14 protein-coding genes and 1 tRNA gene are annotated in these 12429 nt (G+C 73.6%); 6 read left to right on the forward strand and 9 right to left on the reverse strand.

Features of this window, described 5'->3' with window-relative positions; genetic code table 11:
* The first annotated feature begins 157 nt into the window (after positions 1-157).
* Entirely contained in the window at positions 158-1006 is an 849-nt protein-coding gene (locus tag M3673_RS08565) for a PAC2 family protein (protein WP_056864408.1), read from the forward strand.
* Positions 1007-1034: 28 nt separating this feature from the next.
* Here M3673_RS08565 and mshC read toward each other — a convergent pair whose 3' ends face one another.
* The 4 genes from mshC to M3673_RS08585 all read right to left on the reverse strand — a co-directional run bounded on the left by mshC (position 1035) and on the right by M3673_RS08585 (position 4477).
* Positions 1035-2273, reverse strand: coding sequence for a cysteine--1-D-myo-inosityl 2-amino-2-deoxy-alpha-D-glucopyranoside ligase (gene mshC / locus M3673_RS08570; protein WP_251532992.1), 1239 nt, complete (start codon positions 2271-2273; stop codon positions 1035-1037).
* Between the two features lie 99 nt (positions 2274-2372).
* Entirely contained in the window at positions 2373-3149 is a 777-nt protein-coding gene (locus M3673_RS08575; RefSeq protein WP_308196116.1) for an SCO1664 family protein, read from the reverse strand.
* 19 nt (positions 3150-3168) lie between these two features.
* Complete coding sequence (locus M3673_RS08580) at positions 3169-3744, reverse strand: DUF3090 domain-containing protein (RefSeq protein WP_193660865.1); 576 nt, start codon at positions 3742-3744, stop codon at positions 3169-3171.
* A 10-nt stretch (positions 3745-3754) separates the two neighbouring features.
* Positions 3755-4477: a histidine phosphatase family protein gene (locus tag M3673_RS08585; RefSeq protein ID WP_251532994.1), complete on the reverse strand. Its 723-nt coding sequence runs from the start codon at positions 4475-4477 to the stop codon at positions 3755-3757.
* Between M3673_RS08585 and corA the strand changes: the two genes are divergently transcribed.
* Positions 4476-5516, forward strand: a complete 1041-nt coding sequence (corA, locus tag M3673_RS08590; RefSeq protein ID WP_227488380.1) for a magnesium/cobalt transporter CorA — start codon at positions 4476-4478, stop codon at positions 5514-5516. The genes M3673_RS08585 and corA overlap by 2 nt on opposite strands.
* Before the next feature lie 28 nt (positions 5517-5544).
* Here corA and M3673_RS08595 read toward each other — a convergent pair whose 3' ends face one another.
* On the reverse strand, positions 5545-6369 hold the full coding sequence (locus M3673_RS08595; RefSeq protein WP_251532996.1) for an undecaprenyl-diphosphate phosphatase: 825 nt from the start codon (positions 6367-6369) through the stop codon (positions 5545-5547).
* Positions 6370-6464: 95 nt separating this feature from the next.
* On the opposite strand from M3673_RS08595, the gene M3673_RS08600 reads away from it, so the two are divergent.
* Complete coding sequence (locus tag M3673_RS08600) at positions 6465-7412, forward strand: aldo/keto reductase (RefSeq protein WP_251532998.1); 948 nt, start codon at positions 6465-6467, stop codon at positions 7410-7412.
* A 34-nt stretch (positions 7413-7446) separates the two neighbouring features.
* Positions 7447-7671 carry a DUF5703 family protein gene (locus M3673_RS08605; protein WP_193661619.1) on the forward strand — a complete coding sequence of 75 codons (225 nt, stop codon included), beginning with the start codon at positions 7447-7449 and terminating at the stop codon, positions 7669-7671.
* A 24-nt stretch (positions 7672-7695) separates the two neighbouring features.
* Here the strand turns inward: M3673_RS08605 and M3673_RS08610 are convergent, their stop codons facing one another.
* Entirely contained in the window at positions 7696-9099 is a 1404-nt protein-coding gene (locus M3673_RS08610; protein WP_285839307.1) for a M20/M25/M40 family metallo-hydrolase, read from the reverse strand.
* Between the two features lie 102 nt (positions 9100-9201).
* Here M3673_RS08610 and M3673_RS08615 point away from each other — a divergent pair.
* Positions 9202-9287 (forward strand) — tRNA-Leu (locus M3673_RS08615).
* Positions 9288-9457: 170 nt separating this feature from the next.
* Here the strand turns inward: M3673_RS08615 and M3673_RS08620 are convergent.
* The 3 genes from M3673_RS08620 to M3673_RS08630 all read right to left on the reverse strand — a co-directional run bounded on the left by M3673_RS08620 (position 9458) and on the right by M3673_RS08630 (position 11790).
* A complete protein-coding gene (locus M3673_RS08620) occupies positions 9458-9868 on the reverse strand; it encodes a hypothetical protein (protein WP_251533000.1) in 411 nt (136 codons plus the stop codon).
* Between the two features lie 117 nt (positions 9869-9985).
* A complete protein-coding gene (locus M3673_RS08625) occupies positions 9986-11233 on the reverse strand; it encodes a methyl-accepting chemotaxis protein (RefSeq protein ID WP_251533002.1) in 1248 nt (415 codons plus the stop codon).
* The gene (locus M3673_RS08630) at positions 11230-11790 is read right to left on the reverse strand and encodes a PAS domain-containing protein (protein WP_251533004.1); all 561 of its coding nucleotides are present in this window, start codon (positions 11788-11790) and stop codon (positions 11230-11232) included. Before M3673_RS08630 ends, M3673_RS08625 begins: the two co-directional genes overlap by 4 nt.
* A 179-nt stretch (positions 11791-11969) precedes the next feature.
* Between M3673_RS08630 and M3673_RS08635 the strand changes: the two genes are divergently transcribed.
* Positions 11970-12401: a Fur family transcriptional regulator gene (locus M3673_RS08635; protein WP_193660872.1), complete on the forward strand. Its 432-nt coding sequence runs from the start codon at positions 11970-11972 to the stop codon at positions 12399-12401.
* Positions 12402-12429 lie beyond the last annotated feature (28 nt).

Here is a 12429-nt window from a genome sequence, read left to right on the forward strand (position 1 = left end):
CGGGGGGCGCCGCGCTCGACCCGGACGACGGTGGCCGGGCGTGCGCGGGCGGTCTGGCCAGCGTAGGAACAGCGTCCGAGGGCCGGACAGGATTCCCAGATCGTGACACCGGTCCGCGGACCGGACGAAATCCTCACCCGTCTCCTAGGCTGGCTCGATGATCGAGATCCAGGACGGCTCCGAGCTGGTGGACCCCATCGTCATCGCTGCCTTCGAGGGATGGAACGACGCCGCCGACGCCGCCTCCTCGGTCGTGGACCACCTGATCCGGGTGTGGGGCGCCCGCATCGTCGGGGCGGTCGACCCCGAGGACTTCTACGACTTCCAGGTCAACCGCCCGCTGGTCGGGGTCGACGAGCACGGCCACCGTCGCCTGACCTGGCCCACCACCCAGATCGCCGTGGCCTCCCCGCCCGACCTCGACCGCGACGTCATCCTCATCCGCGGCATCGAGCCCAACATGCGCTGGCGCCAGTTCTGCGCCGAGCTGCTGGCGGCCTGCGACGAGCTGGGCGGCAACCTGGTGGTGACCCTCGGCGCGCTGCTCGCCGACACCCCCCACACCCGCCCGATCCCCGTGACCGGCACCGCGACCGAGCCCGAGCTGGTCGACCGCCTCAAGCTCGAGCAGTCCACCTACGAGGGCCCCACCGGCATCGTCGGCGTCTTCCAGGACGCCTGCGTGCGGGTGGACATGCCGGCGGTCTCCTACTGGGCGGCCGTGCCCCACTACGTCGCGCAGCCGCCCTGCCCCAAGGCGACGCTGGCGCTCATCGGCCAGCTGGAGGACCTGCTCGAGGTCTCGATCCCCCTCGGCGAGCTGCCCGAGGACGCCCGCGCCTGGGAGCGCGGGGTCGACGAGCTGGCCGAGGACGACGAGGACGTCGCCGACTACGTGCGCTCCCTGGAGGAGACCCGCGACACCACCGACCTGCCCGAGGCCTCGGGCGAGGCGATCGCGCGGGAGTTCGAGCGCTACCTCAAGCGCCGCACCGACGGCGACTGACCGGCGCCGCCCGCCGGCCGAGGCCGGCTCAGAGGGCCAGGCCGAGCGCGGCGTCGAGCAGCACGTGGACGCTGCGCGCCGCGTCGGGGTCGGAGGTGTCGGCCAGGCCGTGGGTGCCGAGGGTGGCGTCGACCCACGCGTCGACGGCGGCGAGCGCCCGCGGGGCGTCGAGGTCGTCGGCCAGCGCCGCGAGCACCTCGGTGACGACCGGCTCGGCCGGTGCGCCGGCCCCGAGGGCGATCGCCTTGCGCCACTCGGCGAGACGGTCGACGTTGTCGAAGAGCTCGGCGTCGGTCCACTCCCAGTCGCTGCGGTAGTGGTGGCGCAGCAGGGTCGCGCGGATCGCCATCGGGTCGACGTCGCTGTTGCGCAGCGCGGAGACGAACACCAGGTTGCCGCGCGACTTCGACATCTTCTCGCCGTCGTAGGCCACCATCCCGGCGTGGGAGTAGACCTGGGCGAAGGGCGTGCCCGGCTCGGCGACCTGGGCGTGACCGGCGCACATCTCGTGGTGCGGGAAGACCAGGTCGCTGCCGCCGGCCTGCACGTCGAAGGCCCCCCCGAGGTGCTCCATGGCGATCGCGGTGCACTCGACGTGCCAGCCCGGGCGGCCGGGGCCGAAGGGGCTGGGCCACGACGGCTCGCCCTCCCGCTCCCCGCGCCACACGACGCAGTCGAGGGGGTCGCGCTTGCCGGGGCGCTCGGGGTCGCCGCCGCGCTCGGGGAAGATCCGCAGCATGGCCTCGCGGTCCAGGCCCGACTCCTCGCCGAAGGCCGGGTCGGCGGTGACCGAGAAGTAGAGGTCGTCCTCGACCCGGTAGACCGCACCGGCGGCCTGGAGCCGCTCGACGAGGGCCACCACGAGGGGGATCGACTCGACGGCGCCGACGTACTCGGCCGGGGGCAGGACGCGCAGGGCGGTCATGTCCTGGCGGAAGAGCTCGGTCTCGCGCTCGGCCAGCGCGGTCCACTCGACGTGCACCTTGGTGGCGCGCTCCAGGAGCGGGTCGTCGACGTCGGTGACGTTCTGCACGTAGGTGACGTCGTGGCCGGCGCTGCGCCAGGCCCGGTTGAGCAGGTCGTAGGCGACGTAGGTGGCGGCGTGACCCATGTGCGTGGCGTCGTAGGGCGTGATGCCGCAGACGTAGAGACGGGCCGCGCCGGTCGGCGTGGTGGTGACCAGCTCGCCGCGCGGGGTGTCGTGGAGGGCGACCGCAGGGCCCTTCACGGGGAGGGTCGGGATCTCCGGGGCAGGCCAGGCAAGCATGCCGCGCACTCTAGCCAGTCGGGTCGACGGCGCTGGTGGACGGTGCCGTTCGGCACGACGTCGTGCGTGGTGGGCGCGCGCCCCGGGACGGCGCGAGCCTCAGAACGGCGGCCAGGGGATCGCCGGGTGCTCGCCGCGCGGCGCCGGCAGGGACCCCCGGTGCAGCAGCCGGTCGCAGCGGCGCGCGATGCAGTCGATCTCGAGGTCGGTGAGCAGGGGCGCCAGCGACGCTCCCAGCGCACCGGCCAGCCCCTCGCGCACCGCCGTGACCGCGGAGCGCTCCTCGTCGGTGAGCGGCTCGCCGACCCAGCCCCAGAGCACGGTGCGCAGCTTGTGGTCGTGGTGGAAGGCGATGCCGTGGTCGACGCCGAAGCGGTGGCCGTCGGCCATCTCCAGCACGTGGCCGCCCTTGCGGTCGGCGTTGTTGACCACGACGTCGAAGACGGCCATGCGTCGCAGGGCCGGGGTGTCCTCGTGGACCAGCGCGATCGGCCGATCGCGGGCGTCGAGGCCGTCGAAGACGTGGAGGTAGCCCGGCGGCACCTCGCCCTCGGGCACCAGCGTCACCGCCTCCTGCTCGGCGTCGGGCTCCTGCCACTGCTGCACCATGCCCGGGCCGTGCGGGCCCCCGCGCAGCCACGTGCGGGGCACGACGCCCCAGCCGGTGGCCTCGGAGACCAGGTACGCCGCCACCTCGCGGTGGGCCAGCGTGGCCCCGGGGAAGTCCCAGAGCGGCTTCTCCCCCGCGATCGGCTTGTAGACCACGCGGGTGCTGCCGACGGTGCCGAGGAAGGTCGCGTTGGACGCCGGCATGATCCGGCCCTCGAGCACGAGCTCGGCCGACTCGAGCACGTCGAGCGGGTCGGAGGTCTCCACGGTGGTCAGACGCCCCGGGTCAGGGCTCGCGCCGCTTGAACCCGTTGGCCCGCACGCACAGGTGGCCCTCGGGGTCCATCGGGTTGCCGCAGAAGGGGCAGCTCGGACGACCGGCCTCGAGCACCTGCTCGCTGCGCTTGACGAAGGCGCGGGCCTGCCCGGCGGGCAGGCGCACCAGCAGCACCTCGTCGGGCTCGGGCTCCTCGAAGTCCTCGTCGACCTGCTCGGGGCTGACGACGGCGGCCTCGGTGAAGGGGAAGACCTCGATCACGACGCGCTCGTCGTCGGGGTCCCACGACAGCGTCATCGTGCCCGCGCGGAACTCCTCGTCGATCGGCTGCTCCAGCGGCGCGGTGTCCTCGGTGCCGATCGGCGCCACCGCGGGCACCAGGGCGTCGCTGAGATCGCTCGACATGACGTCGTCGAGCAGCTCGTCGATGCGCTCGGCGAGCGCCGCGACCTGCTGCTTCTCGAGTGCCACGCTGACGACGCGGGCGCCGCTGCGGGCCTGGAGGAAGAACGTGCGGGCACCGGGCGGACCGACGGTGCCCGTGACGAACCGCTCGGGCGGGTCGAATCCGTGGACGACAGGCATGTGCTCCACCCTAGGGCTGCCCGGCAACGTCGCCGGGACCCGCTCCCCCACCCACCGCGGCGTCCGACGTACGCCGGGATCGGCGGGCCTTCCTCGGCGGCACCAGCCAGCCCAGGTCGCCGGCGTGGGTGTTGGTGGCGAGCACGTAGGGCCGGCTGTCGGTGTAGCGCACGATCGAGATCGACGCGGGGTCCACGTTGATGCGCTGGAAGAGGTCGAGGTGCATGCCCAGGGCGTCGGCCAGGACCGACTTGATGATGTCGCCGTGGCTCACCGCCACCCAGACGGCGCCGGGGCCGTGCTCGGCCTCGATCGCGGCGTCGTGGCGCCGCACGGCGGCCACGGAGCGGGCCTGCATGGTCGCCATGGACTCACCGCCGGGGAAGGCGGCCGCCGAGGGCTGCGACTGCACGACCTTCCACAGCCTCTCCTTGGCGAGGTCCTTGAGGGCGCGGCCCTGCCACTCGCCGTAGTCGCACTCGCTGATGCCCTTCTCGCTCAGCGTCGGCACCTCGCCGGCCTGGGCGGCCAGGAGCGCCTTGGCGGTCTGGCGGCAGCGCTCGAGCGGGCTGGTGACGAGCGCTGCGAGGCGCACCGGGGCGATGCGCTCCCCGGCCCGCTCGGCCTGCGCGCGGCCGGTGTCGTCGAGCTTGACGCCGGGGGTGCGCCCGGCGAGCACGCCGGAGGCGTTGGCCGTCGTGCGGCCGTGGCGGACGAGGATCACGGTTGCCATGGCGCCGAGCCTAGACAGCCGCTCCCACGGCCCGGCCGCCGTGGCCTACCGTGTGCCGGTGATCGTGGACAGTGCGCTCTACCGTGACGGCTCGCGCGTGCCGGTGGACTGCGGCCCCCAGGAGCTGCACGCGATGCGTGCCGCGGTGCGGCAGCCGGGCGACTTCGTGTGGGTCGGGCTCCACCAGCCCGCCGAGCACGAGCTGGAGGACGTCGCGGTCGCCTTCGGGCTGCACCCGCTGGCCGTCGAGGACGCCGTCAAGGCCCATCAGCGGCCCAAGCTCGAGGTCTACGGCGACAGCCTCTTCCTGGTGCTCAAGACGCTCTGGTACGTCGACGAGGACGACGCCGTGGAGACCGGCGAGATCAGCCTCTTCGTCGGCGCCGACTTCATCGTCACGGTGCGCCACGGGCAGGGATCGGAGCTGCAGTCGGCGCGGCGCTACCTGGAGTCGAAGGAGTCGGTGCTGACCCACGGCCCCTCCGCGGTGGTCTACGCGGTGGCCGACCGGGTCGTGGACGCCTACATCGCGGTCGTCGACTCGCTGCAGGAGGACGTCGACGAGGTCGAGGCGTCGGTCTTCTCCGACGTGCGCACCCGCGACGCCGCCCGGATCTACACGCTCAAGCGCGAGATCGCCGAGGTGCGGCGTGCCGTGATGCCGCTGCGCGAGCCGATGCGGCGCTTCGCCTACGGCGACGTCGACGGCATCGACGACGACGCCGCCCCCTTCTTCCGCGACGTCTCCGACCATCTGGTGCGGGCCGCGGAGTCGGTGGACACCCTCGACGCGCTGCTGTCGACGGCCTTCGACGCCCACACCGCCCAGATCTCGGTGCAGCAGAACGACGACATGCGCAAGATCTCCGCCGGCGTCGGGCTCGTCGCCGCCCCCACGCTCATCGCCGGGGTCTACGGCATGAACTTCGACCACATGCCCGAGCTGCACTGGGCCCTGGGCTACCCGATGGCGCTCGGCCTGATGGCGCTGACCTCGGGGCTGCTGTGGATGTTCTTCAAGCGCTCCGGCTGGCTGTGAGGCGGGCCCCCGCCGACGGCCGGCCGGCTCAGGCGGCCAGCACGCCGGTGCCGACCAGCACCAGGACGGCCGTGCCCAGCACCACGCGGTAGACCACGAACGGCGTGTAGGACCGGGTCGAGACGTAGCGCAGCAGCCACGCGATGGCGGCGTACCCGACCAGGAACGAGACGACGGTGGCCACGATGGTCGGGGTCCAGCCGTAGGGGTTGTCGCCGCCCGGGATCTCGCGCAGCTGGAAGACCCCGGCGCCGACGACCGCGGGGATGGCCAGGAGGAAGGCGTAGCGGGTCGCGGCCTCGCGCTCGTAGCCGAGCAGGCGGCCCATCGAGAGCGTGGCCCCCGAGCGGGAGACGCCGGGCACGAGGGCCGCGGCCTGGGCCAGCCCCATGAGCACGGCGTCGCGCAGGGTGATCTGCTCGATGCGCTTGTCGGTGCGGCCGAGCTTGTCGGCCAGGCCCAGCACGAGACCGAGCACCACCAGCGTCGTGCCGATGATCCACAGGCTGCGGAAGTCACGCTCGATGACGTCCTTGAGCGCGACGCCGAGCAGCACGATCGGCAGCGAGCCGACGATGATGAACCACCCCATGCGGGCGTCGAGGTGGCCGCGGTACTCCGGACGCACCAGGGAGCGCAGCCACGTGGTGGCGATGCGCCAGATGTCCTTGCGGAAGTAGATGAGCACCGCGAGCTCCGTGCCGACCTGGATGACGGCCGTGAACGCCGCCCCCGGGTCGCCCCAGCCGAAGAGCTCGGGGAAGATCCGCAGGTGGGCGCTGCTGGAGATCGGCAGGAACTCGGTGAGTCCCTGGATGACGCCGAGGACGATGGCCTGGAGGAGTTCCTGCACGGAGGAGGACTCTAGGCCCGTCGGACGCCGGTGTTCTCGACCACCACCGTCGTGGCGCGCCGTGCGTGGCGTCGGCCACTGGCTAGGTTGTCGCCATGCAGCAGCGCTCCCTGGGTCTGACCGGCCTGCAGGTCTCCCGCCTCGGCCTCGGCACGATGACCTGGGGCCGCGACACCGACGAGCACGAGGCCCGCGACCAGCTGGTCGCCTTCGTCGGGGCCGGCGGCACCCTCGTCGACACCGCGCCGGTCTACACCGAGGGCCGCTCCGAGCGGCTGCTCGGCTCGCTGCTGGGCGACGTGGTGCGGCGCGACGAGGTGGTGCTGGCCACCAAGGGCGGCCTCGAGGCGCACCGTGGAGGCGTGCGGGTCAGCACCTCGCGCGGCGCCTTGCTGGCCGGGCTCGACGCCTCGCTGGAGCGCCTGGGCGTCGACCACGTCGACCTGTGGCAGGTGCACACCTGGCACGACGGGACGCCGCTGGAGGAGACGCTGCACGCCCTCGACCTGGCCGTGACCTCCGGACGCGCGTCCTACGTCGGCGTGAGCAACTACACCGGCTGGCAGAGCGCGCAGGCCGCCACGTGGCAGCGCGCCGTGCCCGGGCGGGTGCCGCTGGCCTCGACCCAGGTGGAGTACTCCCTGCTCCACCGCGGGATCGAGGACGAGGTCCTCCCGGCCGCGCAGGCGCTCGGCCTCGGTGTGCTGCCGTGGTCGCCCCTGGCGCGCGGCGTGCTGACCGGCAAGTACCGCACGGGCATCCCGGCCGACTCGCGCGCCGCGGTCGACGAGTACGCCCCCTACATGGACCCCTACCTCGACGAGCGGGCCGCCGGCATCGTCGGCGCCGTCTGCCGCGCCGCCGACGGCCTCGGCTGGTCGCCGCTGCAGGTGGCCCTGGTGTGGGTCCGCGACCGGCCCGGGGTCACCTCGCCTATCGTGGGAGCACGTACGGCGGCACAGTTGCGGGTCGCCCTCGACGTCGAGGGTCTCGCGCTCCCGTCCGAGATCGCCGATGCTCTCGACGACGTCTCCGCCGACTGACTCCAGACCGCCCGCCACCTCACCAGGAGGCCCCGTGAGCCGCGCGCCCCTGCACCGACGTACCTCGTGGTCGCCCGTCGAGTGGGAGTTCGACAAGGTGACCTTCGACCGTCACTTCTCGCGCAACGTCGTCACCAAGCTGCTCGTCGAGCGGGCCGAGCACGGCGGCTGGGAGCTCGACCGGGTGCGGATCGGCTCCGACGGCACCCGCCGCGTCATCCTGCGGCGCAAGATCATCAAGGCCGTCCGCACCGCCTGAGCCCGTCCTGGCCGGTCCGGCGGCCTAGACGTCGTCGAGGAAGCGGTCGAGGACCCTCGCCCCGAACTCCAGCGCGTCGACCGGCACCCGCTCGTCGACGCCGTGGAAGAGCGCGGTGAAGTCGAGGTCGTCGGGCAGCCGCAGCGGCGCGAAGCCGTAGGAGCGCATGCCCAGGCGCCGGAAGTGCTTGGCGTCGGTGCCGCCGCTCATCAGGTACGGCGCCACCACGGCGTCGGGATCCTCGGCGAGCAGGGAGCGCGTCATCGCGTCGACCAGGTCGCCGTCGTAGGGGGTCTCCCACGGCTGCTGGTGCGACAGGAACTCGATCTCGACGCCCTCGCCGGTCAGCTCGGCCAGCGTGGCGAAGAACTCGTCCTCGAAGCCGGGCAGGAAGCGGCCGTCGACGTGGGCGGTGGCCTCGGTCGGGATGACGTTCACCTTGTAGCCCGCCCCCAGCATGGTGGGGTTGGTGGTGTTGCTGATGACCGCGCCGAGCATCCGTGCGGCTCCGCCGAACTCCTCGATCAGCCGCGGTGCGTTCTCCGGGGTCGCCTCGACCCCGGCGAGGTCGCCGACGGCGGCGAGGAGCACCTGCATGGTCGGCGTGAGCCGCACCGGCCACTCGTGGGCGCCGATGCGGGCCACGGCGCCGCTGAGCCGGGTGACGGCGTTGTCGGTGTTGAGCATCGAGCCGTGCCCGGCCCGGCCGCGGGCGGTGAGCCGCATCCAGGCCATGCCCTTCTCGGCGGCCTCGATGAGGTACATCCGCCGGCCCCGCACGGTGGTGCTGAAGCCGCCGACCTCGCCCACGGCCTCGGTGACGCCGTCGAACTCCTCGCGGTGGTCGCGCACGAGCACCTCGGCGCCCTTGTGGCCCCCGGCCTCCTCGTCGGCGGTGAAGCACAGCACGACGGGGCGCGAGGGCACCCGCCCGGCGCGGGCACGGGCCCTGACCACGCTGAGCAGCATGGCGTCGAAGTCCTTCATGTCGACCGCGCCGCGGCCCCACACGTACCCGTCCTGGACCTCCCCGGAGAAGGGGTCGACCTGCCAGTCCTCGGCCGCGGCGGGGACGACGTCGAGGTGGCCGTGCAGCAGCAGGGCGTCGTCGCGCGAGCCGTCTCCGCCCCAGTGGGCCACCACGCTGGTGCGGCCCGGCTCGGACTCGTAGAGCCGGGAGGAGATGCCGACCTCGTCGAGCAGGGCTGCGACGTGCTCGGCCGCCTTGCGCTCGCCAGGACCCTCGGCGTCGCCGTAGTTGGAGGTGTCCATCCGGATCAGGTCGCGACAGATCTCGACGACCTCGCCGGCCGGGTCGTGCTCGGTCCCGGAGTGCGTGTCGGGGTGCGTGTCGGGGTGCGTGTCGGGGTGCGTGTCGGGGTGCGTGTCGGGGTGCGTGTCGGGGTGCTCGGAGGAGGGGTTGCCCATGGCGCCCAGCATGTCACCGAGGGCCCCGGAGGCCGACCCCTCGTGGGGGTGGGGCCCGATGCGGGACTTCGGCCGACGCTTTGTTACTGTTCCACCGCACTCGTCCGGGTGGCGGAATTGGCAGACGCGCTAGCTTGAGGTGCTAGTGCCCGTATTAGGGCGTGGGGGTTCAAGTCCCCCCTCGGACACTCAGAAGGCCCCGGCTCCACGGGGCCTTCTGTCATTTCCCCAGGGTGCCGGGTGCACCCCGGTGCACCGCCGGCGGCGCGGGACCCGCCCTTCGGTGGCCCGCCGCGCGGACGACGGTGACCACGCCGTGGCACGGGTGCCGCGGCGCGACCGGACCCGTCTTGCGGGCTCAGTCGACCGCGGTGCCGTGCGGCTGGCGGGGGCCCTGCGGCGTCGTACGTCGGGCGCGACGTCGGTCGCGTCCGCGCTGCCACTGCTCGGTGGTCACCAGCCCGGTGAGGACCCCGCCGAGTCCGACCCCTCCGCCGAGGGGGGCCGACACCGGGCTGTCCCACGCCACCACCCCGAGGAAGAAGACGGCGACGACCGTGAAGGCCGCCGCGAAGTGGGTCAGACGGTCGACCAGGTCGCGGCGGTGCAGCAGCTGCCAGGCGGCGCCCGTCGCGCCGCTGACGGCGGCCACGGCGAGCAGGTCCGCGCCGGTTGCCGATCCGTGGTGACCCACCTGCGCGGCCCATACGAGTGCTGCCAGCGGGAGGACGAAGGCCGCGCCGTGGCGGCGGGGTGGCGGCGTGCTCACGACGGAGAGGATGCCTCCTCCCGGGCTCCGCGACCGCATCGACGGCAGCGGCGGCCGAGACCCGGCCCGCCGGGGCCCGCCGTCATCGCGACGCCCGTCCGCGTCGTCCCCCCGGCGTCACCGGATCTGCTCCAGGAAGTCGGCGACGTGGGTGCGCAGGTCGGTGGCGAGGCGTGAGAGCTCCAGGCAGGCGCTGGTCATCTCGACCGCTCCCGTGCTCGTGGTGCGGGTGTCGTCGGTGATGGTGGCGACCTCGCCGGTCACCGCGGTCACCGCCGAGGCGGCCTGCGAGGTGGTCTTGCTCAGCTCCTGGGCGGCCAGCCGCTGCTCGCCCACGGAGCCGGCGATGACCGACAGGCTCTCCCCCATCCCGCGCACGCCCCCGGAGATCGTCTCGATGGCGGTGACGGCCTCGGTGGCGGCCGCGCGGATCTCCCCGACCTGGTCCTCGATGCGCACGGTCGCCTCGGAGGTCTGGGCGGCGAGGTTCTTGACCTCGGAGGCGACGACGGCGAAGCCCTTGCCCGACTCGCCGGCCCGCGCCGCCTCGATCGTGGCGTTGAGGGCGAGCAGGCGGGTCTGGGCGGCGACCTCGCTGATCACGCGCACCACGTCGCCGATCTCCTGGGAGGCCTTCACGAGACCGGCCACCGTCTGCTGGGCGGCGGCGGCCTCCGCCGAGGCCGCGACGCCGACCTCGTCGGCGCTGCTGGTCTGGGCCTCGATGGCCCCGACGGTGCTCGCGAGCTCCTCGACGGCGGCCGCGGCCATGGTGACGGCGTCGGAGGCGGTGACGGCCTGGTCGCCGACGACCTCCGCCCGGGTGGCGGTGCCCTCGGCCGTCGCGGCCAGGCTGCGCGAGGTCGACTCCATCTCGGTCGACGCGGCGGCGACCTGGTCGGAGAGGCCGAGCACGGCCCGCTCGAAGGCGTCGGCGAGCTCGAGACGGCGTGCGTCCTGCGCCGCGAGCTCGTCGTGGGAGGCGGCCATGGAGGCGGTGGCGGCGTTGATGGTGCCGGCGCCGGCGCGGAACGAGCCGACCATCCCCCGCACCAGGAACGTGCGGTAGAAGCGGCCGTCGCTGGCGAACTCCAGCGACGCCGAGGCCTCGCGCACGAAGGCGTCGGTGAGATCGAGCAGGTCGTTGAGAGCGGAGCGGGCCTCGCGCAGCTCGGGGGCGTCGCCGAGCACGCCGACCCGGGGCTCCAGGTCGCCGCGGGCCGCGGCCCGGCACACGGCGGTGAGGGCCAGCAGCGCCGAGCGGTACGCCGCCGCCTCGGCGGCCAGGGCGGCTGCCCGGTCGGCGGGCTCGGCCGGGTCGGCGGGGTGCGCGGCCCCGACGGGACCGTCGTCGAGGAGCGTCATGCCGCCGCCCCCTCGGTCGGGGCCGCGGCGGCGTCGAGCGACCAGACCAGCTCGTCGTAGGTGGTGCCGCGGCGGGCGAGCAGGTCGTCCAGCAGGGCCGAGGACGCGGCCAGCGCCTCCGGGCTGCTGGCGTGGCGGGCCTCCTCGGCGACGAGCGCGGCGTAGAGGGGGCGGACCTGGTCGAGCGCGGCCCGTGAGGCGGTGCGGCGGTTGGAGTGGTAGCCGACCACGGTGCCGTCGGGCCCGACGGTGGGGGTGACGTGGGCGAGCACCCAGTAGTGCCCGCCGTCGGCGCGCAGGTTGACGACGTAGGCGAAGATCTCCTCCCCCGCACCCACCCGCTCCCACAGCAGCCGGAAGACCGCGCGCGGCATGTCGGGGTGGCGGATGAGGTTGTGCGGGCGACCGACGAGATCGGCCTCCTCGTAGCCGCTCATCTCCACGAAGAGCTGGTTGACGTAGGTCATCAGACCCCGGGTGTCGGTCTTCGACACGATGATCCGGTCCTCGGCGAAGGTGTGCTCGACCCCGGTGGGCCTGATCCGCTGCTGCCGCATGGCTGGTGTCTCCTCCCGGGCCGCCCTCGCGTGCCCTCGACGCCCCGATCGGCGGGTGGGGCGCCCGGCGTAGGACCCGCCACGGAGTCGGGACCAAGGTCCTGCGGAGTCGGGACCGAGGACACGCCGACCGGCCATCAGATCTTGATTCGATCCAGAAAAGCCGCCAGAGTAGGCGCATGAGCACCTCCCCCACCGTCGAGGACCGGCTGCGCGCTGCGCAGCTGCGGGTCACCAGGCCGCGGGTGTCCGTCCTGGCCGCGGTGCACCAGCGTCCCCACGCCGACACCGACACCCTCATCAACGCGGTGCGGGCCGACCTCGGCGAGGTTTCCCACCAAGCGGTCTACGACGTCCTGCGCGCGCTCACCGGCGCCGGGCTCGTGCGCCGCATCCAGCCCTCGGGCTCGGTCGCGCGCTACGAGGCGCGCGTGGGCGACAACCACCACCACGTCGTGTGCCGCAGTTGCGGCGCCATCGGCGACGTCGACTGCGCCGTGGGCCACACGCCGTGCCTCACCGCCTCCGACGACCACGGCTTCGAGGTCGACGAGGCGGAGGTCGTCTACTGGGGCACCTGCCCCGCGTGCGCGGCCGCGCGCCCCGCCTGACCCCGATCAGCAGCCACCACCAGCCATC

The organism is Nocardioides sp. P86 (genome assembly GCF_023712465.1).
GTDB classification, from domain to species: Bacteria; Actinomycetota; Actinomycetes; order Propionibacteriales; family Nocardioidaceae; genus Nocardioides; species Nocardioides kribbensis.